The organism is Streptococcus oralis (genome assembly GCF_023109155.1).
GTDB lineage: Bacteria > Bacillota > Bacilli > Lactobacillales > Streptococcaceae > Streptococcus > Streptococcus oralis_BZ.
In genome coordinates this window covers 435387-456961 of the sequence record NZ_JALDUA010000001.1, presented here as the reverse complement: position 1 = coordinate 456961, position 21575 = coordinate 435387, and the positions used below count along the sequence as shown (strand labels likewise).

Annotated in this window: 25 protein-coding genes; 10 read left to right on the top strand and 15 right to left on the bottom strand. The window is 39.9% G+C overall.

What is annotated here, in order from left to right:
• Positions 1-50: 50 nt before the first annotated feature.
• The gene (locus tag M1F63_RS02275; protein WP_125417832.1) at positions 51-1004 is read left to right on the top strand and encodes an aromatic acid exporter family protein; all 954 of its coding nucleotides are present in this window, start codon (positions 51-53) and stop codon (positions 1002-1004) included.
• 102 nt (positions 1005-1106) lie between these two features.
• Here M1F63_RS02275 and M1F63_RS02270 read toward each other — a convergent pair whose 3' ends face one another.
• From M1F63_RS02270 to M1F63_RS02220, 11 genes are all read right to left on the bottom strand, one after another.
• Positions 1107-1649 carry a T6SS immunity protein Tdi1 domain-containing protein gene (locus tag M1F63_RS02270; RefSeq protein ID WP_247940616.1) on the bottom strand — a complete coding sequence of 181 codons (543 nt, stop codon included), beginning with the start codon at positions 1647-1649 and terminating at the stop codon, positions 1107-1109.
• 3 nt (positions 1650-1652) lie between these two features.
• On the bottom strand, positions 1653-2129 hold the full coding sequence (locus tag M1F63_RS02265) for a hypothetical protein (RefSeq protein ID WP_084849889.1): 477 nt from the start codon (positions 2127-2129) through the stop codon (positions 1653-1655).
• Positions 2130-2309: 180 nt separating this feature from the next.
• Entirely contained in the window at positions 2310-2795 is a 486-nt protein-coding gene (locus tag M1F63_RS02260) for a TIGR01741 family protein (protein WP_084850117.1), read from the bottom strand.
• Positions 2796-3173: 378 nt separating this feature from the next.
• A complete protein-coding gene (locus M1F63_RS02255) occupies positions 3174-3746 on the bottom strand; it encodes a suppressor of fused domain protein (protein WP_000872726.1) in 573 nt (190 codons plus the stop codon).
• A 301-nt stretch (positions 3747-4047) separates the two neighbouring features.
• Positions 4048-4500, bottom strand: a complete 453-nt coding sequence (locus tag M1F63_RS02250; protein ID WP_084849890.1) for a YrhA family protein — start codon at positions 4498-4500, stop codon at positions 4048-4050.
• Positions 4501-4831: 331 nt separating this feature from the next.
• Complete coding sequence (gene imm47 / locus M1F63_RS02245; protein ID WP_247940615.1) at positions 4832-5641, bottom strand: Imm47 family immunity protein; 810 nt, start codon at positions 5639-5641, stop codon at positions 4832-4834.
• Between the two features lie 145 nt (positions 5642-5786).
• Positions 5787-6272 (bottom strand): immunity protein YezG family protein, encoded by a 486-nt coding sequence (locus M1F63_RS02240; protein WP_247940614.1) that lies wholly within the window; start codon positions 6270-6272, stop codon positions 5787-5789.
• 54 nt (positions 6273-6326) lie between these two features.
• Entirely contained in the window at positions 6327-6986 is a 660-nt protein-coding gene (locus M1F63_RS02235) for a hypothetical protein (protein WP_247940613.1), read from the bottom strand.
• 45 nt (positions 6987-7031) lie between these two features.
• Complete coding sequence (locus tag M1F63_RS02230; RefSeq protein WP_070535819.1) at positions 7032-7517, bottom strand: immunity protein YezG family protein; 486 nt, start codon at positions 7515-7517, stop codon at positions 7032-7034.
• Positions 7518-8023: 506 nt separating this feature from the next.
• On the bottom strand, positions 8024-9568 hold the full coding sequence (locus M1F63_RS02225) for a peptide chain release factor 3 (RefSeq protein ID WP_247920603.1): 1545 nt from the start codon (positions 9566-9568) through the stop codon (positions 8024-8026).
• 143 nt (positions 9569-9711) lie between these two features.
• Positions 9712-10404, bottom strand: coding sequence for a YwaF family protein (locus M1F63_RS02220; protein WP_247920602.1), 693 nt, complete (start codon positions 10402-10404; stop codon positions 9712-9714).
• A gap of 165 nt (positions 10405-10569) precedes the next feature.
• On the opposite strand from M1F63_RS02220, the gene gatC reads away from it, so the two are divergent.
• The 9 genes from gatC (at position 10570) to nusB (ending at position 17881) form a co-directional block, all read left to right on the top strand.
• On the top strand, positions 10570-10872 hold the full coding sequence (gatC, locus tag M1F63_RS02215; protein ID WP_000705412.1) for an Asp-tRNA(Asn)/Glu-tRNA(Gln) amidotransferase subunit GatC: 303 nt from the start codon (positions 10570-10572) through the stop codon (positions 10870-10872).
• Entirely contained in the window at positions 10872-12338 is a 1467-nt protein-coding gene (gene gatA / locus M1F63_RS02210) for an Asp-tRNA(Asn)/Glu-tRNA(Gln) amidotransferase subunit GatA (RefSeq protein ID WP_247940612.1), read from the top strand. The genes gatC and gatA overlap by 1 nt, the downstream gene beginning before the upstream one ends.
• Positions 12338-13783 (top strand): Asp-tRNA(Asn)/Glu-tRNA(Gln) amidotransferase subunit GatB, encoded by a 1446-nt coding sequence (gene gatB, locus M1F63_RS02205; protein WP_001008649.1) that lies wholly within the window; start codon positions 12338-12340, stop codon positions 13781-13783. The genes gatA and gatB overlap by 1 nt, the downstream gene beginning before the upstream one ends.
• Positions 13784-13839: 56 nt before the next feature.
• Positions 13840-14235, top strand: coding sequence for a hypothetical protein (locus M1F63_RS02200; protein WP_247920599.1), 396 nt, complete (start codon positions 13840-13842; stop codon positions 14233-14235).
• 97 nt (positions 14236-14332) lie between these two features.
• Positions 14333-15277 carry a zinc-ribbon domain-containing transport protein gene (locus M1F63_RS02195; RefSeq protein ID WP_111466702.1) on the top strand — a complete coding sequence of 315 codons (945 nt, stop codon included), beginning with the start codon at positions 14333-14335 and terminating at the stop codon, positions 15275-15277.
• Positions 15278-15285: 8 nt separating this feature from the next.
• Positions 15286-16413 (top strand): SPFH domain-containing protein, encoded by a 1128-nt coding sequence (locus M1F63_RS02190; RefSeq protein ID WP_000505819.1) that lies wholly within the window; start codon positions 15286-15288, stop codon positions 16411-16413.
• Positions 16414-16494: 81 nt separating this feature from the next.
• A complete protein-coding gene (gene efp, locus M1F63_RS02185) occupies positions 16495-17055 on the top strand; it encodes an elongation factor P (RefSeq protein ID WP_000568640.1) in 561 nt (186 codons plus the stop codon).
• Positions 17056-17076: 21 nt separating this feature from the next.
• Positions 17077-17466: an Asp23/Gls24 family envelope stress response protein gene (locus M1F63_RS02180; RefSeq protein ID WP_000510584.1), complete on the top strand. Its 390-nt coding sequence runs from the start codon at positions 17077-17079 to the stop codon at positions 17464-17466.
• Entirely contained in the window at positions 17459-17881 is a 423-nt protein-coding gene (nusB, locus tag M1F63_RS02175) for a transcription antitermination factor NusB (RefSeq protein ID WP_000203659.1), read from the top strand. Before M1F63_RS02180 ends, nusB begins: the two co-directional genes overlap by 8 nt.
• 48 nt (positions 17882-17929) lie before the next feature.
• Here nusB and M1F63_RS02170 read toward each other — a convergent pair whose 3' ends face one another.
• From M1F63_RS02170 to accD, 4 genes are all read right to left on the bottom strand, one after another.
• Positions 17930-18655 (bottom strand): CPBP family intramembrane glutamic endopeptidase, encoded by a 726-nt coding sequence (locus M1F63_RS02170; protein WP_247940611.1) that lies wholly within the window; start codon positions 18653-18655, stop codon positions 17930-17932.
• Positions 18656-19071: 416 nt separating this feature from the next.
• Entirely contained in the window at positions 19072-19776 is a 705-nt protein-coding gene (locus M1F63_RS02165) for a CPBP family intramembrane glutamic endopeptidase (protein ID WP_247940610.1), read from the bottom strand.
• Positions 19777-19923: 147 nt separating this feature from the next.
• The gene (locus M1F63_RS02160; RefSeq protein ID WP_001017372.1) at positions 19924-20691 is read right to left on the bottom strand and encodes an acetyl-CoA carboxylase carboxyl transferase subunit alpha; all 768 of its coding nucleotides are present in this window, start codon (positions 20689-20691) and stop codon (positions 19924-19926) included.
• Positions 20688-21554, bottom strand: a complete 867-nt coding sequence (gene accD / locus M1F63_RS02155; RefSeq protein WP_247940609.1) for an acetyl-CoA carboxylase, carboxyltransferase subunit beta — start codon at positions 21552-21554, stop codon at positions 20688-20690. The genes M1F63_RS02160 and accD overlap by 4 nt, the downstream gene beginning before the upstream one ends.
• Between the last annotated feature and the right edge of the window lie 21 nt (positions 21555-21575).

The window sequence follows — 21575 nt, the reverse complement described above, 5'->3', positions numbered from 1 at the left end:
TCTGACTCTCCTCGTTAAACACTTGATTCTATTAGTTTAGGAAATTTTTCATGTCCCTCACTCAACGCACGACAAAACTGATCTTAGCGACCTGTCTCGCTTGTTTTCTCGCTTATTTTTTAGATTTATCATCAGCAGTTTCAGCTGGCATTATCGCCCTTTTAAGCCTCTCCGACACGCGCAGAAGTACGCTAAAATTGGCACGTAACCGCCTCTTTTCCATGCTCCTAGCGCTCGCTATCGGTGTTCTAGCCTTTCAGCTGACAGGCTTTCACATCTGGAGCCTAGGCCTCTATCTGGCTCTCTATGTCCCTCTTGCTTACAAAATGGGCTGGGAAATCGGCATCACCCCTAGCAGTGTCTTGGTCGGTCATCTCTTGGTACAGGAGTCCACTTCTCCAGCTCTCTTGCTCAATGAAGTGCTCCTCTTTCTCATCGGGACAAGCTTTGCCCTATTGGTCAACCTTTACATGCCTTCTCGTGAGAAAGCTATCCAAAGTTACCACCTTCAGGTCGAAGAAAAGTTAAAAGACATCCTACTTCGCTTTAAATACTATCTGTCGCGAGGAGACGGACGCAATCAAGCCCAACTCGTTGACCAATTAGACAAGCTCCTCGATGAAGCTCTCAAACTGGTCTACCTTGATCACTCGGATCACCTCTTTCACCAGACGGACTACCATATCCACTACTTTGAGATGAGGCAGCGACAAAGTCGTATTCTACGAAACATGGCCCAGCAGATTAATACCTGTCATCTGGCCGCAAGTGAGAGCTTGATTTTAGCCCAGCTCTTTTCTAAGATTGCTGCCCAGTTAAGCCAGACCAATCCTGCTCATGACTTACTTGATGACATCGAACGCTATCTGCAAGTCTTCCGCAATCGTAGCCTCCCTAAAACACGTGAAGAGTTTGAAACCCGTGCCACCCTCCTGCAACTACTACGCGAAGCCGAAACCTTTATTCAGGTCAAGGTCGATTTTTACCAAAAATATGGAAACTAGAACGCAAAAAACCTCAGAGGACTTCCTCTGAGGTTCTTGTGTTTTGGATTTGGAAGGGAATTTTATTCCCTCACACTGTTCTCAAAAAAGAAATAGCAACTCCTAGTCGTCCATCACACCACCTGTCAGCTGGTACATGAGGTAAATGTGCTCCAAAACTTTTACCCTATCCATATGATCTACATCTTTAAAGCCTCCTAATGCTAGAAGTGGAACGAAACCAAAACATTCATCGTAGGCTAGCAGACCATGTTTGGCAACAGCTTTTTTATAGAGTGGGATATCAAAATAATCATCTTTGAAATCTTCATCATCAACATACTCTATGAAACGATCCATACGCTTAATCATAATATCTAAATCCTGAATATTGTATTGGACAATTCCCACATAGGCACTCTCTTCCCAAGTAATAATATCTCCAAATGCTGTTACGAACATAGGAAAAGCGACATCTCCTCTGAAATAGCTATCTTGGAGAAGCTCTAGATAATCATCTGGATTGATGACTTTTAGATAACCATCAAGAAAAGTTCCTAGACCATCTTCCTGCCAAATTTGAACCAACTCAGCCGGAACTTGATTTTTATATTTTTCAATAACATCTTTGGGCATATCTGCCACTTTGACAAAATCTTTTAACATCTATTAATCCTCTGTCGCAATCTTCATAAAAGCCTGTTTAAAGTCTTCGTACATCTCAAAAGCAATTTTCATGACATTTTCAAAGTCATCATAATTAGCAATCACTGGATCCATGATTCTATAGTCAGGAGAGATGAGTCTCCTAGAAAACTCCATCAGTTGAGTCCCTAGTATAACTTTGTTTTGAGAGTCCCTAACACTCCATATCAATTCAACTAATCCTTTAAAGATACTAATATGGAATCCAAAAGTATAACCATTTTCTTTAATAGGTTCAATATAAAAGAATTTTTCACGCCCATCAAATTTAGCTCTATATCCTAAATCTTCGAAAACATCAAATATCAACTCGCCTGTAATAATATTTAAGCGTTTTTCTTTAGGCGTTCTATCTAAGCTAAATTTATCTGAAAGCTCCTTATAGCGCTCCACAAAATTTATAGCTTGCAAAGCCTGTTCAACTCTGCAGTCTAATTTCATCTGTCTACTCCTTTGTAAATCTTAGTTCAACTCCGTATTCTTTGGCAATTTCCTTATATTTTCAATCACTTCTTGTGGCATATCTGCCACTTTAACAAAGTTTTCTAACATTTTATACTCCATTTCACGATAACAGCAAGGCTCAAAAATCGCATTCTTCAAAATGTAATCAAGCTTACTCTACTTTTGATTATGCTCTCTTTGGAAAGCTTCCATAGCCTTGAACTGTTCTAGTTCTTTTTCGTTAGCTGGTTGCTTGCCTAAATATTTATATTGGAAAAAGGATGTTCTAGCACTTGGTCCAAAGCCACTTTCGAGCCATGGGGCATAATCAAAGTCCACTGATAACTTATTATTTTCATCCAAATGAATCAAGCCTGCTGACCAATCGCTTAATCCGTTATCCATGAATACTTTTTTTAGTTTCTGAGCTTTCTTGAATAGTAAACGATATTCGTCAAAAAATTCCGATTTGGATATGCCAAATTCTTGAGGGATATAAAAGAAATAATGGTACTCTCCATTGTATTTAAAGAAGAAATAAATTTCTCCACTCAAAGTTCTATCCACTTCAAAATTGATATACAAATCATCCCACTCAACTGGAATCATATCGTTGGCTTGATGCACGATTTCGATAATTTTTTCATTCATCTGTTGTTCTATATTTCCCTCCAATTTGATTCTATCATTGTTCCGCTACAATCCTAGTATACCATAAACCCTATATCCCACTCCTTGATAAACTGCAAAAAGACCACCTAGAAGGTGGTTAGAGCAAAAAAATTTTTGAACTAATTTTTGAACTAATAAAGTATAATAGAAAAATTCAAATCCATAGAGTATTCATCGTAGCTACCAGCTCCTTTCGGAGAGCTACTCTATCAAATTGCATATCTCATTTTCCATCAGATATGTAGTAGATTCAATCAATGACGGAATTCGCACATCAGCTGAAAGAAAGATCGGACATACAACGGATATTGATGAGTTTTAAAAAAAGCAGGTCTCTACTCCTGCTCCTGAAAAAAGATAAAAAATTGATTACACTACAGAAGGCCTCATAAAATCATAAACATCTATCTGATGCTCTTCAAACAATGCTTCCAACTTCTGCGCTCCTACTTCGGCTCCATGCTTTTCTATAAATTGAAGCTCAGCTTCTGTAATAGGGATAGCTTGTAGCCACGTAACATACTCTTCATCAAAATCAAAAGACTCCAATTCCCACAAGAAAGGCTGAGTGAAAAATATATGATTTACTTTCGCATTAGGATAGTAATTTCTAATTATATTTGGATAGACTGCACCAGGAGAGATGCTATATTCTCCTCTCACGATATTAAAACCACAATCTGCTATAATATTTGGAAAATATTCCAGCTCTGCATCAGCTGCTCCAATGATTTCAACTCTTAAAGGCTTATCATTTATTCGACGATAAATGGTATATTCTGATAAACCGATTGTTGCTGCAGTTGTTAAATAATCGTCCGGACGATTCTCTCCAATAAATAAATCTAATTTGTTATCGTGATTTCTAAATGTATAGGCTTGAGGAACTCCCCCTACAGCTCTGGCTATTTCCTGTGCAATTTTAATTTTATCGTATTTCATTTGATTCTCCTCTTAAAGTTTGCTCCAGCATGAGCTATGTTATCTTTCAGTTTCACTACACTCTTATGGAAATTCTCACAAAAGGCGTTAGAGTTTGATGATACCTCTGCCAGATTATCACCAAATTAACTGACTCTATAATCCCAGTATACCATAAACCCTATGGACTAGCGTTTGGAAAACAATAAAAGACCGCCTCGAGGGTGGCCGTTTATCAGTTCAAACTATTTCCATTATGTTCCTTCTGGATGGATTCCATATCTACCGTTGGAAAATTATTTATCATATTTTACCTATCTTTTTAAGAGGCACATTCAAGAGCATCTGAAAGAAAACTTTCAAGTAAATCATCTAAAGAATTAAATTTTTCAACTACATCCGCAGATGGCATATCCAATTCTAAATATTCATCATTACTAGGATTATATACAAACCAACTAATATTGTTCTCTCCAATAAAAACAAACTGTTTATTTTCTTCGACTTCATGCCAAATTTTATTATACTCAAAGAAATCATAAATCTCTGAAGAACAACTATCATCTGCTTTTAAACCATAAAGAACGCACCCATTAAAATCAAGACCATTTACTTTTGTTATAAATCGTGAATATTCTTGCACCATGAATGTCTTAACTTCGTTTGTTTCATTTTGACTAAGAAATTTAATTTTCTCTAAATCAATTGGAGAATTTAGCTTTTCCCCATAACCAGATTCAATTCTATCTACTCTTCTTAAAAGTTCAAGCCACATTTATTTACCTCACTAATTATATATGTCCTTTCCAACAATTACCACAAAACTTCCTTACTATCCTTTATTTTCATTGTTCTACAAAATACTCTTTTGATAACTGGTAATAACTTTATTGTAAGATTTATTATCTTTAAAAATATGATTTCCATCACTTTCTCATATTCTCATAAATCTGTTTTTCCAACGCATCCTCCAATTTAGGTTCAAATGGGTCTTCTGTCTTAGCAACTCTACAATCCTAGTATACCATAAACCCTATGGACTAGCGTTTGGAAAACAATAAAAGACCACCTCGAGAGTAGTCCTTTGTTATCAATCGTCCATTTCATTATTTTACAAGTTCTTCAACTGGTTGGCCGTAAAAATATTTCATACCTTCCGTCCAGTCTTTTTCTGATAAGTCATCAATATAACCAACCATCAAATCAATTTCATTTTTTGAAATAAGAGTATTGGTATCCACTGGGACCTGCTTGCCTGTGTAAATAGACAGAAGGGAAGCCTGAAGATAAAGATGGTATTTCTGTTCTTTTTGAGCAGCGATGTAAAGAGCAGTCATAATTTCTTGTGTAAATAAACCAGGAAAAACCTGAAGAGTTTTATAATAATAGTAATCTAAGTTCTTGTGCTTTATTACATCAAAATATAAACTTCCAACTTCTTCTAATCTTGCATTTTCCTCTATAATTGAACGATAGTTGAGAAAACTATCCAAAGCATCTTGAATAGCGTACTCCACTTCGGTTTCTGTATCTTCCCACTCCTCCCACAGAGTAAGAAGATAAGGAACGACTTCATAGGACATTGTTTCCACAGCGCCAGCGACAAAAGTAAATATCGCAAATTCTGAAGCCGAACTTAAAAAATGAAAATTTTCAACTTTTTTTAAATCATCATGTGTACAAACTGAACAAAACAATCGAATACAAAGATTGAGTACGGCTTCATCTTTTGTCTGGTTCATCAAGTTAATCAGCAAGTTTTTTACTGTAAAATCTCCCTTTTTTAAGATTTCAGCAATCAGCAATACACATTCTCTCTCATCATTTACTGAAAGTAAGCCCCTTTTTAAATCTTCAAGCGCTACTGAACTAACGTGACCGAACGACATTCCTGTCATTAACAGTTTGTTTCCCATACCCATTCTCCTTTTATCTCAATACTTTTTTTGGAAATTTCTTGCTTGCTTTTTGACCGATGCTAAGTTATCACCAAATTTACTGACTCTACACTCCCAGTATACCATAAAAGACCACCTCGAGGGTGGCCGTTTATCCATGAAACTAGTTCTCATTATATTTTTGTTGAAAGGCTTCCATAGCTTTGAACAACTCAAGTTCTTTTTCGTTAGCTGGTTTCTTGCCGAGGTATTTGTATTCAAAGAATTCTATTCTATCCGTTGGTCCAAATTTACTTTTATTCCATGGTGCATAGTCAAAGTCTAAAGAGGTTTTATTCTGTTCATTCACTTTGATTGTAAAGGCGGACCACTCAGCGAGACCGTGCTCGATGAATATCTTCTTCATCTCACCACCTAAATCAAACAATTCAAAAAATTCCTTATCAAATTCGTCTTCAGAAATGTTAAATAAAGATGGGATATCCATGTAATAATGATATTCCCCCTTATATTTAAAGAAAAATACCACGCCACCACTAAGCGTCTTATCGACTTCAAAATTAATATAAAGGTCATCCCACTCAACTGGAATCATATCATTTACTTTATATACAATCTCAGTCATTTTCTCATTAATCTGTTTTTCCATATGTTCCTCCGGTTTGGTTTATACATTTAAGGACAAGCATGGGACCTAGACTTCCTAATCCGCCTTGAGTTTTTCTTTACAATAATCAACGATGTATTCATTTATCCATTTACTCTTATTTTGGAAGTCTCCGAATTTACGCTTTGCAATCAAGCCTTCAGCCTTTTGGAGTGCCTCTGCATACTGCTCCCGGTGGATCATTAATAGCATTCCTATTAAATCATAACCTACAAGACTAGGTCCGTTCTTGACCGTATAGGCATAGAAGTCTTCAAAAGTTGGGAAGCTATTTATAAGTTTTACAACTTCTTCATGCACTTCTGAGAGCACCTCAAAAACCTTGGATTCGACTTTTTCTAAATCAAGACCCTCCATTGTCCAGTCTTCTTTGACCATCCTATATGGTAATGATAAACTATCGACTGTAAAAGCTCCAACTGCTCGAAGACTCATGGGCTCCTGCGAATTACTCGCCATATCAAAAACTTCCCAAAAGATATCATCAAAAATATATGGTTTGATATAAGGGTCAATTGTCAAACGAAACTCATTATCTGGAAAATTAATATTAATCCTATACGAGACCAGATAGTCTCCTACTTTGTTGAAATAGGCCCAATCTCGAGACTTTAATTGTAATTTTTTTGCTGCATTGCGCTGAACTTTTTTCAATTCTTTTTTTAGTTGTTTATCTATTTTTGAAAATTTAACCATTGAATTTCCTCACTAATCTGGTCTTATTCCTCTTATCCAAGAAAACTATTTTCCATTATGTTCCTGCTGGAAGGCTTCCATAGCCTTGAACTGTTCTTGTTCTTTTTCGTTTCTTGGTTCAAATCCTAAAAATTGATATCTGAAAAAGTTCATACGAGCAGTTGGTCCAAAATTACTTTTCAACCATAGAGCATAGTCATAGTCGACTGAAAGCTTGTTGTTATCATCTAAATGGATGATACAAATGTACCAATCTGCCAAATTATTTTCAATAAACACTCTTTTCAGATCTTCTGATTTTTTAAATAAAACCTTGTTTTCGCTTAGAATATCCATCATCGATAGGCCAAAATCTTCTGACATTTCCAGATGGTAATGATAGTGATTTTTATACTTAAAATAGAAATAGGCTTCACCACTATAGGTCTTATCCATCTCGATTACAATATACAAATCATCCCACTCAACTGGAATCATATCGTTGGCTTGATGCACTATTTCGATAATTTTCTCATTAATCTGTTTTTCCATATGTTCCTCCGGTTGGTGTGTTCAAATTTTATCTGTATCTCTAGTATACCATAAAGAACAGAAACCAACTTACTCTTATAAAATTTGCTCAAATAGGGCAAAATTGCCTCAATAAAACAGTAAAATAGACCAATCATATCTCTAGGTATAGCAACTTTCTATCCTTTCCAACAAAAAAATCCACGAATCGAAAGCATTCGCGGACTTTTTCTAGTAAAGCGTTTAGGTAGACCGCCATAGCGGATACCGATTGTTAGATTACGACACTGAGTTTACAAATTGATTTCATTTGTAAAATGTGGTTACGACGGAAAAACCCACGAATCAATAATATTCGTGGATTTTTCCTAGTGAAGCGTTTAGGTAAGCCGATTTTACACTACGACACGGAGTTTGGCAAATCGATTCTATTTGCCAAACGTAGTTAGTAAGGCAGTTAGCTAGTTCGCCAAATAGCGACTAGCGTCCAACAATTAGGAACTTTAGTTCCAATTGTTAGTGCTGAGTTACATTTTTTCCTCCAACTCTACGTCTGGATACTTGTCTGCAAACCAGCGGAGGGCAAAGTCATTTTCAAAGAGGAAGACTGGTTGATCGAAACGGTCTTTGGCCAAGATATTGCGGCTTGAGGACATGCGCTCATCCAAGTCCTCAGGCTTGATCCAGCGAACGGTCTTTTTACCCATTGGGCTCATGACTACTTCCGCATTATATTCGCCTTCCATGCGGTGCTTAAAGACTTCAAACTGGAGTTGTCCAACAGCTCCTAGCATGTACTCACCAGTTTGGTAATTCTTGTAAAGCTGAATGGCTCCTTCTTGCACCAATTGCTCAATCCCCTTGTGGAAGGATTTTTGTTTCATAACGTTCTTAGCAGAAACTTTCATGAAAATCTCAGGTGTAAAGGTTGGAAGGGGTTCAAATTCAAACTTGTTTTTTCCAACCGTCAAGGTGTCTCCAACCTGATAAGTACCGGTATCGTAAACCCCGATGATATCACCTGCCACGGCATTGGTTACATTTTCACGACTTTCAGCCATAAACTGAGTGACATTAGAAAGCTTGGCAGTCTTCCCAGTACGAGGCAGATTGACACTCATCCCTCGCTCAAACTCACCTGATACGATACGAACAAAGGCGATACGGTCCCGGTGACGAGGGTCCATGTTAGCTTGAATTTTAAAGACAAATCCTGAGAAATCCTTGTCATAAGGATCCACAATTGCGCCATCTGTTTTCTTGTGGCCATGTGGTTCTGGAGCAAACTTAAGGAAGGTCTCAAGGAAGGTCTGCACCCCAAAGTTAGTGAGGGCTGAACCAAAGAAGACCGGAGTCAGTTCTCCTGCAAGAATAGCTTCTTCTGAAAATTCATTTCCTGCTTCTTGCAACAGCTCGATATCGTCCTTAACCTGAGCGTAGAAAGGATTACTTCCAAAGAGCTTATCCCCTTCTTCCAGACTGGCAAAACGCTCATCCCCTTTATAGAGCTCCAAGCGTTGGTTATAAAGGTCATACAAGCCTTCAAAGGCTTTCCCCATCCCGATTGGCCAGTTCATAGGATAGCTCGCAATACCTAGGACTTCTTCTAGTTCTTGCAAGAGGTCCAGTGGCTCACGACCGTCACGGTCCAGCTTGTTCATAAAGGTAAAGACTGGAATGCCACGGTGCTTCACAACCTCAAACAATTTCTTGGTTTGGGCCTCGATACCCTTGGCAGAGTCCACGACCATGACCGCAGCATCCACTGCCATCAAGGTCCGATAAGTATCTTCTGAGAAGTCCTCGTGCCCTGGTGTGTCGAGGATGTTCACGCGCTTGCCATCGTAGTCAAACTGCATAACTGATGACGTGACCGAAATCCCACGTTGTTTCTCGATATCCATCCAGTCAGACTTGGCAAAAGTCCCTGTTTTCTTCCCTTTTACCGTACCAGCCTCACGAATCTCGCCCCCAAAGTAGAGCAACTGCTCAGTGATGGTTGTTTTCCCGGCGTCCGGGTGGGAGATGATAGCAAAAGTACGACGTTTCTTAATTTCTTCTTGAATAGTCATAAGTTCTCTTTCTTTGATTTTCTATTTTTAGTTGTTTTAGTAGCTAAGAATGATGTTTACATTGGATTTTACTATTCCTTTCGACTCTCCATTATAGCGGATTTTGGGGAGTTTTTCAATTGCTCATCTGACGAAAAGGCAAGCTAGAGTACAGATTGCGCCTGAGTTCTCTTTTTCCACCGTTTCTTGAACAAGATATCAAAGAGAACCAGAGCCAGTGAGAGGATGACGGACACAAGAAGATACTTTAGCCATAGAGGGGCATTCGAGATAAATGGTGTATCCCTTAAGAGACCATAATTTCCACCCGTCACCTGATTAATCCCAACTAGAAAGAGATTGAGAATAAAGGTATAGGCTACAATCATATATTTCTTGAGCAAGGTCTTGTCATAGTGATTCATCAAGTATACCAAGGAATTCACTAGAAGGGCATAGTGCCCAATCAAAAATGAAAAACTGGTGATATGGGGGAAATCATAGGGGTCAAAAACTGGGTAAACCAGTGCAAAGACCGCTCCACTTGCTCCTAAGAGGGCAAAATATTGCTTGCTCCGCCATTTATCTGGCAAGAAAACCACCGCAAACATAGCCAAACGGCAATGATAAAAAGGAAGGCTATTAGAAAATGGAATCCCAAAGCCAACATACCAACTATATAGGGCAAGTAACTGAAGAATCTGAATACCCTTAAACAAGCGGACAAATTTCGGATTTTTGTGATAAACAAGCGCTCCATAAATACAAAGTACTAAAGTAAGCATCATGATCCCATACCAAAAGAGCGAAATGGGAGGAGGAACCGTTTGAGATCTGGTGATAAATTGATGGAACATATTTCTATCCTAACTCTTATTTTTTCTATTCTCTAGTTTAACCATTATAGCGAATTAAAAGCGATTTTTCAATTTCTATTTCTTTTCAGTTTGGCTCCCTTATTTATAGGAAAATATGGTAAAATAGAACAGACTAAAAATCATCATTTCACGAAAGGATGCAAGATGAAAATTACGCAAGAAGAGGTAACACACGTTGCCAATCTTTCAAAATTAAAATTCTCTGAAGAAGAAACTGCTGCCTTTGCGACAACCTTGTCTAAAATTGTTGACATGGTTGAATTGCTGGGCGAAGTCGACACAACTGGTGTCGCACCTACTACGACCATGGCAGACCGCAAGACCGTACTCCGCCCTGATGTGGCCGAAGAGGGAACGGACCGTGACCGTTTGTTTAAAAACGTACCTGAAAAAGAAAACTACTATATCAAGGTACCAGCTATCCTAGATGATGGAGGAGATGCCTAATGACTTTTAATAACAAAACTATTGAAGACTTGCACAACCTCCTTGTATCTAAGGAGATTTCAGCTACTGAATTGACACAAGCCACGCTTGAAGATATCAAGTCTCGCGAGAAAGCTATCAATGCTTTTGTCACTATCGCTGAAGAACAAGCCCTTGCTCAAGCTAAAGCCATTGATGAAGCTGGAATTGACGCGGATAATGTCCTTTCAGGAATTCCACTGGCTGTTAAGGATAATATTTCTACTGACGGCATCCTCACAACTGCTGCCTCAAAAATGCTCTACAACTACGAGCCAATCTTTGATGCGACAGCCGTTGCCAATGCCAAAGCTAAGGGTATGATTGTTGTCGGAAAAACCAACATGGACGAGTTTGCCATGGGTGGTTCTGGTGAGACTTCCTACTACGGCGCAACAAAAAATGCTTGGGACCACAGCAAGGTTCCTGGTGGTTCATCAAGCGGTTCTGCCGCAGCTGTAGCTTCAGGTCAAGTCCGTTTATCTCTTGGTTCTGATACTGGTGGATCCATCCGCCAACCTGCTGCCTTCAACGGGATCGTTGGTCTCAAGCCAACCTACGGAACGGTTTCACGTTTCGGTCTCATTGCCTTCGGTAGCTCATTAGACCAGATTGGACCTTTTGCACCAACTGTTAAAGAAAATGCCCTCTTGCTCAATGCGATTGCCAGCGAAGATGCTAAAGACTCTACTTCTGCTCCTGTCCGCATTGCCGACTTTACTTCAAAAATTGGTCAAGACATCAAGGGAATGAAAATTGCTTTGCCTAAGGAATACCTTGGTGAAGGGATTGACCCAGAGGTTAAGGAAACCATTCTGAATGCCGCTAAACACTTTGAAAAACTTGGTGCCATCGTCGAAGAAGTCAGCCTTCCTCACTCTAAATACGGTGTTGCCGTTTACTATATTATTGCTTCATCTGAAGCTTCCTCAAACTTGCAACGCTTTGACGGTATCCGTTACGGCTACCGCGCAGATGATGCGACGAATCTTGATGAAATCTATGTAAACAGCCGTAGCCAAGGTTTCGGTGAAGAAGTGAAACGCCGTATCATGCTTGGAACATTTAGCCTTTCATCAGGTTACTACGATGCCTACTATAAGAAAGCTGGTCAGGTCCGTACCCTCATCATCCAAGATTTCGAAAAAGTCTTTGCGGATTACGACTTGATTTTGGGACCAACTGCTCCAAGCGTTGCCTATGACTTGGATTCCCTCAACCATGACCCCGTTGCCATGTACTTGGCTGACCTTTTGACCATCCCAGTCAACTTAGCAGGTCTCCCAGGAATTTCAATTCCTGCTGGATTCTCTCAAGGTCTCCCAGTCGGTCTCCAATTGATCGGTCCTAAATACTATGAGGAAACCATTTACCAAGTTGCTGCTGCCTTTGAAGCAACAACAGACTACCACAAACAACAACCCGTGATTTTTGGAGGTGATAACTAATGAACTTTGAAACAGTCATTGGACTTGAAGTCCACGTAGAGCTCAACACCAATTCAAAAATCTTCTCACCTACTTCTGCCCACTTTGGAAATGACCAAAATGCCAACACCAACGTGATTGACTGGTCCTTCCCAGGAGTACTTCCAGTTCTCAATAAAGGTGTTGTCGATGCTGGTATCAAGGCTGCTCTTGCCCTTAACATGGACATCCACAAAAAGATGCACTTTGACCGCAAGAACTACTTCTATCCTGATAATCCAAAAGCCTACCAAATTTCTCAATTTGATGAGCCAATCGGCTACAACGGCTGGATTGAAGTGGAGCTAGAAGACGGTACGACCAAGAAAATCGGTATCGAACGCGCCCACTTAGAAGAAGACGCTGGTAAAAACACCCACGGTACAGATGGCTACTCTTATGTTGACCTCAACCGCCAAGGGGTACCATTGATTGAGATTGTATCTGAGGCTGACATGCGCTCGCCAGAAGAAGCCTATGCTTATCTAACTGCCCTCAAGGAAGTCATCCAGTACGCTGGTATTTCTGACGTTAAGATGGAAGAAGGTTCTATGCGTGTGGATGCCAATATCTCCCTTCGTCCTTATGGTCAAGAAAAATTCGGTACCAAGACTGAGTTAAAGAACCTCAACTCCTTCTCTAACGTCCGTAAGGGTCTTGAATACGAAGTGCAACGTCAAGCCGAAATCCTTCGTTCAGGTGGTCAAATTCGCCAAGAAACACGCCGTTACGATGAAGCCAACAAAGCAACCATCCTCATGCGTGTCAAAGAAGGTGCTGCAGACTACCGCTACTTCCCCGAACCAGACCTACCACTCTTTGAAATCTCAGATGAGTGGATTGAGGAAATGCGTACAGAATTGCCAGAGTTTCCAAAAGAACGCCGTGCGCGCTACGTATCTGACCTTGGCTTGTCAGACTACGATGCTAGCCAGTTGACTGCAAACAAAGTCACTTCTGACTTCTTTGAAAAAGCTGTTGCACTCGGTGGTGATGCCAAACAAGTCTCTAACTGGCTCCAAGGCGAAGTCGCTCAGTTCTTGAACGCCGAAGGTAAAACACTGGAACAAATCGAATTGACACCAGAAAACTTGGTTGAAATGATTGCCATCATCGAAGACGGCACGATCTCTTCCAAGATTGCCAAGAAAGTCTTTGTCCACCTGGCTAAAAATGGCGGTGGCGCGCGTGAATACGTGGAAAAAGCAGGCTTGGTGCAAATCTCTGATCCAGATGTCTTGATCCCAATCATCCACCAAGTCTTTGCGGATAACGAAGCTGCCGTTGCCGACTTCAAGTCAGGCAAACGCAACGCAGACAAGGCCTTCACAGGATTCCTTATGAAGGCAACTAAAGGCCAAGCCAACCCACAAGTTGCCCTTAAACTCCTTGCACAGGAATTGGCGAAGTTGAAAGAAAGTGAGTAATTTACTCTTTAAACACTTTTTTTACTTTTAAAACGAGAATGAGACAAGGGGAATGAATGAACAAATTTTTACGATTGCTATTTGTCTTAGTCATCATCGCTATGTTAGGCGCTTCTATACTACAAATTTTCTTTCCATCGTACATGGGAAGCCACTCCGGGTACGGAATATCTGTTGGTTGGCAACGAGAAATTGGAATATGGAATTTAGCTGTATTGATTATTATTCTCGCTGTCAATATTAAATACGATTGGTTCTATCTACGAATCGCACTTCTTGCTCTCATTATTGGCGGAATTGGAATAGGAACAAATCACTTACTCAATTATATGGAGTATCACTCTCCTGTAAATGCTATCGGTGCTTTTGAAAATTACTTGCTAGCAATAGGGTGGATTGTGGGATGGCTCATCGAGCGCCATTCCATAAAGAAGCTAAATGCTAGTAAATAACGCCTAGTATATCTTAGATTATTTTAAAGGTTATTAATAGTTTAATAATCATTCGAATTCAGAATTCTACCTTTTCAATCATATAGTTAGGAGACACATGAAAAAGTTTTATGCTCTTTTAATGACCTGTTTATTACTTGTTTTTCTATCCGTGCCTCAAATCGTTGATGCAGGTGTCGGGCATTCCAGAAGTGGAGGGAGCAGCCGCAGTAGCAGCCGCTCAAGTGGAGGTGGAAGTCGTTCTGGCGGATCATCCTACCACTACTACCGCTCTGGATATGGATCATCCTCTAGTAGCTCTACCAACTCATTCGAAATGGGATTGGTATTCCTGGTTGTCGCAGGAGTTTTCCTAGTTAGTATCTTTAAAGCCTCGAAGAATAACTCAGAAGATTCAAGTTCAACAGACACTAGTAATGATTCTCAAACGCTCCATCGTCGAGTTGAACACAACACACGGGCCATTAGTCTTGTGAAATACGGAGATCCAAACTTTGACGCGGAAGCTTTCACATCTTGGGTTAAGGAAGTCTACCTTAAATTGCAGGTTGCCTGGACTGAGAAAAATTGGAACTCTGTCCGCGCTATAGAAAGTACCAGTCTCTACTCCCAACACAGTGCCCAACTCGAAGACCATATTCGTGCTAAAACAACTAATGTTTTAGAGAAAGTTTGTATCGAAAATGTTCGCATCAAGGAGTTTATTGAAAATCCTGACGGAAACGATACCTTAGTGGTGATTCTATCATCAATTTTACGAGACTATGTCATTGACGATGAGACTCGCCGTGTCATTGAAGGAGACCCTAAAAAAGATCTCTTCACTGTGTATCAATTAAACTTTATCCGTCAACACGGTAGCCAAACGCAAGCAGTCAATCCAGACGAAGTTGTGAGCGACCACTGTCCAAACTGTGGCGCCCCTTTGAAAATCTCTGCAGTTAGCGAGTGCGACTACTGTGGTGCCAATCTCTCTCGCAGTCCAAACCAATGGGTACTCGATACCTATGATGTTGTGGATGAAGACGAGCTTTATAATTAGGAGGAATTATGGGATTTATACGTGCAGCCTTATCAGCAGGCTTAAATAGTTTTAATGATAGTAAATTCAAGGAAGCCATTGTCCTTCCAGATAATGTCTCTGGCGATGCCTTGGCCGTCAAGGGTCAATTACTCACAAAAGACCCAGATGGACGTTCTCGTCACAGCAATCAAAATACAGGCCTCTTGTCAGATGGCAGTGTGGTTATCGTTCCTCAAGGTTATACCGCTGTTTTGGTAAACAACGGTACCTTCCTTGGTGAAGTCCTCGAAGCTGGTAGCCACGAATGGCAAGCTGGTGATAACGCCTGGCTCCTTGAAAAAGGTGGTTTAAAAGGCACTTGGGAAAACTTTAAAAACCGTTTCTCTTTTGGTGGACAAGTCATCACCCAACAGGAAATTATCTTTATCCGCATGCAACCTATTGCAGGTAATAAGTTCGGCACACAAAATGCGGTCGAATATTTCAGCGAACGTTACCAACAACTGCTCAACATCCGTTTTTATGGCTTGTTTGATGTAAAAATAGCAGACCCAGTCCTCTTCTACGTAAGTTCTGTTAGCCGTCAAATTACTGACGGACAGCCATTTACTCTCCAAGATGTAGCTCAAGGAACGCTCCGTCAAAATATCGCACCAAAAATTGCGATTGCCATTGCCAAATATACCAACGAAAACAAGGTTGATATCTATAGTCTCAATGCCAACCAAGACACCTTTAACGAACTCGCTAAACAAGAGGTCAACAAGGTTTGGACAGGTCTCTACGGGATTGAAGCAACTAACATCTTGCTTGAGGACCTCAGCTACGACCAAGAAAGTCTTGATATCGTTCGCAAGCTTGATAGCGAGCTCGTGGCAATGAAGTACAACACGATTGAAATCGAAGAACGCCGTGCTCGCAACGAAGCGCTTATTGCTGCAGCTGCAAACGAAGGAAATGGCAATGGGATGAACATGTTTATGGGCATGAATCTTGGCCAAACTCTCGGTGGTCAACTAAGCCAACAAGTTCAAAATCAAGCACCGGCTCAAAACACTGGGCAAACTGCCAGCAAGAATTTTTACATCGAAGTCGATGGAAAATACGTCCTCGTCACCAAAGACGAAGATGGAAATATCGTACCAGTCAACTAATCAAGCTCCTTCTGACATTTGAGTAATGTTGTCTTTTATGGTACAATAAAGAGTAAATTATTTTATTAAAGAGGTAAAAACATGATTGAAGCAAGTAAATTAAAGGCTGGTATGACCTTTGAAACAGCTGACGGAAAATTGATCCGCGTTTTGGAAGCCAGCCACCACAAACCAGGTAAAGGAAACACCATCATGCGTATGAAATTGCGTGATGTCCGTACTGGTTCTACATTTGATACAAGCTACCGTCCAGAGGAAAAATTTGAACAAGCCATCATCGAGACTGTCCCAGCTCAATACCTGTACAAAATGGATGACACAGCTTACTTCATGAATACAGAAACTTACGACCAATACGAAATCCCTGTAGTCAACGTTGAAAACGAATTGCTTTACATCCTTGAAAACTCAGATGTGAAGATCCAATTCTACGGAACTGAAGTGATTGGTGTTACCGTTCCTACTACTGTTGAATTGACAGTTGCAGAAACTCAACCATCTATCAAAGGTGCTACTGTTACAGGTTCTGGTAAACCAGCAACGATGGAAACTGGACTTGTCGTAAACGTTCCAGACTTCATCGAAGCAGGACAAAAACTCGTTATCAACACTGCAGAAGGAACTTACGTTTCTCGTGCCTAATCTCTAGAAAGAGGTCATTCTATGGGAATTGAAGAACAACTTGGCGAAATCGTTATCGCCCCACGTGTACTTGAAAAAATCATTGCTATTGCTACTGCAAAAGTAGAGGGTGTTCACTCTTTTTCAAACAAATCAGTATCTGACACCCTTTCAAAACTTTCACTCGGTCGTGGTGTTTATCTAAAAAACGTGGACGAAGAACTCACAGCAGATATCTATCTCTACCTTGAGTACGGAGTAAAAGTTCCTAAGGTAGCTGTTGCTATCCAGAAAGCTGTTAAAGATGCAGTTCGTAATATGGCTGATGTAGAACTCGCTGCTATCAATATTCACGTTGCAGGTATCGTTCCAGATAAAACACCAAAACCAGAATTGAAAGATCTATTTGACGAGGACTTCCTCAATGACTAGTCCACTATTAGAATCTAGACGCCAACTCCGTAAATGCGCTTTTCAAGCTCTCATGAGCCTTGAATTCGGTACGGACGTCGAAACTGCTTGTCGTTTCGCCTATACTCATGATCGTGAAGATACGGATGTGCAACTTCCAGCCTTTTTGACAGAGCTAGTTTCTGGTGTTCAGGCTAAAAAGGAAGAACTAGACAAGCAAATCACACAGCATTTAAAAGCAGGTTGGACCATCGAGCGGTTAACACTCGTGGAGAGAAACCTCCTTCGCTTGGGAGTCTTTGAAATCACTTCATTTGACACCCCACAGCTGGTTGCGGTTAATGAAGCTATCGAGCTTGCAAAGGACTTCTCAGATCAAAAATCTGCCCGTTTTATCAACGGACTGCTCAGCCAGTTTGTAACAGAAGAACAGTAAATAGAAAAAGTGTTTGATATCTATCAAACACTTTTTTCTTTGCCTCCACTATCTAAAAAAGTGGTAATAGACATAATTATAAACAAAAATCCAGATGGGTTTTGCATAGATGAGAAAGTTGAAAAAACTATGGCACAGGATGGTAATTTTTAAGTTCTTTGTCCATCGGTAGACAAGGGCATAGAAGAGACCGCCTAAACTATAAATAATCAAACTGATAGGATCTCGGTGAGTTAGGATCAAATGACTAAGTCCAAAGATAAGAGCAGATAGGATAACATCCAGATAGTACTTGGACTGGGGAAAGAAGGTATTCATAAAGTACCCTCTATGAATCAGTTCCTCTAATATAGGTGCGACGATTACTGTTAAACTAAAACTGAGAACAGTTGATAGAAAAGTTGGTTGCCCATTGGAGTATAGAATCGAAAGAAGGTCTTGAAAGATATACTTATTATCAATTAGGTGATGAAACTGTAACTGAAAAGCATCCACCAATTGACGATCAAAATAAGTAGCCACTAGAGCAACTACAAGGTAAAAGAATCTTGACTTCTTTGAACCCTTTTTTTCAAAAATATAGAGCATCTCTTTCTTTTTGAGCCAGTAGATAAATAATAGCAAAAGAGCCATTACTTCAACTGTTAAAAAGATAGAATAGCCATCTATCCCCCATCCTAAAAACTTAGTTAGATGCATAATCCCTAACTCTGGTAGATAAACCGATAGAAATACCAGTGATGTATAGACTCCCAAATGCCCTAGTTTTTTCATACCTACCCCTTTAATTTATCAATAGCCAATAACAGAACCACGTCTAGTCGCATGAGTCAATATTGTACTCGAGTCAGTTGCAATGCTATAAGCATAAGGCCAACTCCAATTTATATCATCAACCAACCAAATCATGCCACCACCTGAAACTTGCTCTAAGTTCTCAGATGAAAGAACTGTAAATGTTTCTGTACATGTCCTATCAAGTAGCTCCCTAAAATAAATTTTTGTAAGCTTACATCTACAGTATACATCTTTTTGTCTATTTTATAGCCTATCTCCTCAACTGTCAATTTTTCATCCTAAATGGTAGCTTTACTCATTGAGAAATAAGAAATTGATAAAAGAGATTTCTCTATCTTCCCATTAAATTAGAAAAAGTGTTTGACAATTATCAAACACTTTTTCTTTATTTCCTACCATCTAAAAATCAAATAATAGATATAAAATAAGAGCGACGGAGCATAGGGAATAACATTATAGAAACTATGACAAACAATGGTAAATCGAAGACTACCTGTAACTCGATAAGCGACTGCAAATAGAAGACCGAGAATACTATAAATTATGAGACTGATGGGGTCACGATGGGATAGAACCAAGTGACTGAGCCCAAAGATGAAAGAAGACAAGATCACATCCAAATAAAACTCCGACTTCGGAAAGAAGGTATTCATAAAATAACCTCTATAGATTGTCTCCTCAACAACAGGTACAATCGAAATGTTAAAGATTAAAAATATAAGACTTGATAGAGTCGTTTCTCTCCCGTTTAAGTAAAGTTCTGAAATAAGGTCTTGGAAAATAAAGCTATGGTCAATCAATCGAATATTCTGCATTCTAAATCCATTTAAAAAAGAATAGATAAGGAAACAAGCCACTAAGAAAGCGAGATAAGACCAGCGCCAACCCTTTTTGTCGAAGATAAAGAGCATCTTCTTCTTTTTCAACCACAAAACGAATAAAAAGAAAATAAGCAACACTTCTCCAACTAGGAAGATTATATAGCTGTCCATTCCTAAACCAAAGGTTCTAGCTAGAGTTATAGCCCCTAATGGCGTTAAATAAATGTACAGGAACATTAAAATCATACAGATTCCTAAATGTATTGTCTTTTTCATTCTTTCTCTCCTAATGGTAAACTCTCTATTAGGGCAATATAGAGGATAGACCATTGATTGTTTTTCTTATTTATCTAGAGTATTCATGTTTATCCATGCTCTATTATCAAAATAGCTAGAACAAATTGTTCTAGCTTTTAAGTTTTCTTAGTATTTTCTAAAGCGTTGGTAACGTTCTTCGATAAGTTGGTCGAGTGGTAGTTCTTGCAATCTATCTAGTTCTGCACGCAATTCATTTTTAACGCAACCTAGCAGTTCTTTACTTGACAGCCCTGCTTCTGAGATTACCTTGTCTACGATTCCCATTTCTAGGAGTTCATGTGAAGTGATTTTCATCAACTCCGCCGCTTCCATAGCACGACTTCCATCCTTCCAAAGGATAGAGGCAAATCCTTCAGGGCTAAGTACGGCGTAGATTGAGTTTTCTAACATCCAGACACGGTTAGCTACGGCTAGAGCTAGGGCCCCACCAGATCCACCTTCACCGATAATAATCGCAATGATTGGAACCTTGAGGTCACTCATTTCCATCAGGTTTCGGGCAATTGCTTCACCTTGTCCACGTTCCTCGGCTCCAACACCTGGGTAAGCACCCGCCGTATTGATAAAAGTCACAACTGGACGGCCAAACTTTTCTGCCTGTTTCATCAGGCGAAGAGCCTTACGATAGCCTTCTGGATGAGGTTGCCCAAAATTTCGTTTGAGGTTATCATGAAGACTTTTTCCCTTTTGGATACCAACTACAGTTACTGCTTGGTCACCTAACCAACCAATTCCACCGATGACCGCACCATCATCACGAAAAGAGCGATCTCCATGCAATTCGATAAACTCGTCAAAGATTCCATTGGCAAAATCAAGTGCGGTCAAACGACTCTGCTCGCGTGCCTCTCTGACTATTTTTGCAATATTCATCCGCGACTTCCTCCATGCAATCTTACTAATTTAGCAATTGTTTCAGGCAATTCTCTCCGTTTGACAATTGCATCAACAAATCCATGTTCAAGCAGAAATTCTGCCTTTTGGAAGTCATCCGGCAAGGTCTCACGAACTGTATTTTCGATAACACGACGCCCAGCAAAACCAACCAAACTCTGTGGCTCGGCTAGGATAATATCACCTTCCATAGCAAAAGAAGCGGTCACCCCACCTGTTGTTGGATCGGTTAAAATAGTTAGGTAAAAAAGTCCTGCCATGGAATGACGTTGAACTGCCGCAGAAATTTTAGCCATCTGCATCAGGCTCATGATTCCTTCTTGCATACGGGCTCCACCAGAAGCTGTGAAGAGAACGACTGGCAAGTTTTCTACCGTTGCATACTCAAACAAGCGCGTGATTTTTTCACCCACAACGGTTCCCATAGAAGCCATGATAAAGTTTGAATCCATGATCCCAAGGGCAACTTTTTGTCCCTTGATGCTAGCTGTACCTGTCAGTACTGCTTCATCCAAACCTGTTTTTTCACGCATTGTTGCAAGTTTTTTCTGATAGCCAGGAAAGTTTAATGGATCTTGAGTTTCAATACCTGTAAACATCTCCACAAAACTGTCAGAATCAATCGTCAAATCCAAGCGTTCCTGAGCTGAAATACGGAAAGTATAGCTACAATGGGGACAAATTCGTTCGCTCCCAAGATCCTTTTGGTAAATGGTGTGTTTACAACCAGGACACTGGGAGAAGAGTTCATCCGGAACCTCAGGCTTGGCTTGTGGTTTCTGCCTTACGGAACGGTTAGGATTTATCCGAATATACTTATCCTTTTTACTAAATAGAGCCATAACTCCCCCTTTTAGTTCTCA

What these genes read in the sequence shown, in the direction of transcription:
- M1F63_RS02275 (WP_125417832.1), top strand. Translation starts at nt 51, where the DNA reads ATGTCCCTCACTCAACGCACGACAAAACTGATCTTAGCGACCTGTCTC.
- M1F63_RS02270 (WP_247940616.1), bottom strand. Translation starts at nt 1,649, where the DNA reads ATGTTAAAAGATTTTGTCAAAGTGGCAGATATGCCCAAAGATGTTATT.
- M1F63_RS02265 (WP_084849889.1), bottom strand. Translation starts at nt 2,129, where the DNA reads ATGAAATTAGACTGCAGAGTTGAACAGGCTTTGCAAGCTATAAATTTT.
- M1F63_RS02255 (WP_000872726.1), bottom strand. Translation starts at nt 3,746, where the DNA reads ATGAAATACGATAAAATTAAAATTGCACAGGAAATAGCCAGAGCTGTA.
- M1F63_RS02250 (WP_084849890.1), bottom strand. Translation starts at nt 4,500, where the DNA reads ATGTGGCTTGAACTTTTAAGAAGAGTAGATAGAATTGAATCTGGTTAT.
- imm47 (WP_247940615.1), bottom strand. Translation starts at nt 5,641, where the DNA reads ATGGGAAACAAACTGTTAATGACAGGAATGTCGTTCGGTCACGTTAGT.
- M1F63_RS02240 (WP_247940614.1), bottom strand. Translation starts at nt 6,272, where the DNA reads ATGGAAAAACAGATTAATGAGAAAATGACTGAGATTGTATATAAAGTA.
- M1F63_RS02235 (WP_247940613.1), bottom strand. Translation starts at nt 6,986, where the DNA reads ATGGTTAAATTTTCAAAAATAGATAAACAACTAAAAAAAGAATTGAAA.
- M1F63_RS02230 (WP_070535819.1), bottom strand. Translation starts at nt 7,517, where the DNA reads ATGGAAAAACAGATTAATGAGAAAATTATCGAAATAGTGCATCAAGCC.
- M1F63_RS02225 (WP_247920603.1), bottom strand. Translation starts at nt 9,568, where the DNA reads ATGACTATTCAAGAAGAAATTAAGAAACGTCGTACTTTTGCTATCATC.
- M1F63_RS02220 (WP_247920602.1), bottom strand. Translation starts at nt 10,404, where the DNA reads ATGTTCCATCAATTTATCACCAGATCTCAAACGGTTCCTCCTCCCATT.
- gatC (WP_000705412.1), top strand. Translation starts at nt 10,570, where the DNA reads ATGAAAATTACGCAAGAAGAGGTAACACACGTTGCCAATCTTTCAAAA.
- gatA (WP_247940612.1), top strand. Translation starts at nt 10,872, where the DNA reads ATGACTTTTAATAACAAAACTATTGAAGACTTGCACAACCTCCTTGTA.
- gatB (WP_001008649.1), top strand. Translation starts at nt 12,338, where the DNA reads ATGAACTTTGAAACAGTCATTGGACTTGAAGTCCACGTAGAGCTCAAC.
- M1F63_RS02200 (WP_247920599.1), top strand. Translation starts at nt 13,840, where the DNA reads ATGAACAAATTTTTACGATTGCTATTTGTCTTAGTCATCATCGCTATG.
- M1F63_RS02195 (WP_111466702.1), top strand. Translation starts at nt 14,333, where the DNA reads ATGAAAAAGTTTTATGCTCTTTTAATGACCTGTTTATTACTTGTTTTT.
- M1F63_RS02190 (WP_000505819.1), top strand. Translation starts at nt 15,286, where the DNA reads ATGGGATTTATACGTGCAGCCTTATCAGCAGGCTTAAATAGTTTTAAT.
- efp (WP_000568640.1), top strand. Translation starts at nt 16,495, where the DNA reads ATGATTGAAGCAAGTAAATTAAAGGCTGGTATGACCTTTGAAACAGCT.
- M1F63_RS02180 (WP_000510584.1), top strand. Translation starts at nt 17,077, where the DNA reads ATGGGAATTGAAGAACAACTTGGCGAAATCGTTATCGCCCCACGTGTA.
- nusB (WP_000203659.1), top strand. Translation starts at nt 17,459, where the DNA reads ATGACTAGTCCACTATTAGAATCTAGACGCCAACTCCGTAAATGCGCT.
- M1F63_RS02170 (WP_247940611.1), bottom strand. Translation starts at nt 18,655, where the DNA reads ATGAAAAAACTAGGGCATTTGGGAGTCTATACATCACTGGTATTTCTA.
- M1F63_RS02165 (WP_247940610.1), bottom strand. Translation starts at nt 19,776, where the DNA reads ATGAAAAAGACAATACATTTAGGAATCTGTATGATTTTAATGTTCCTG.
- M1F63_RS02160 (WP_001017372.1), bottom strand. Translation starts at nt 20,691, where the DNA reads ATGAATATTGCAAAAATAGTCAGAGAGGCACGCGAGCAGAGTCGTTTG.
- accD (WP_247940609.1), bottom strand. Translation starts at nt 21,554, where the DNA reads ATGGCTCTATTTAGTAAAAAGGATAAGTATATTCGGATAAATCCTAAC.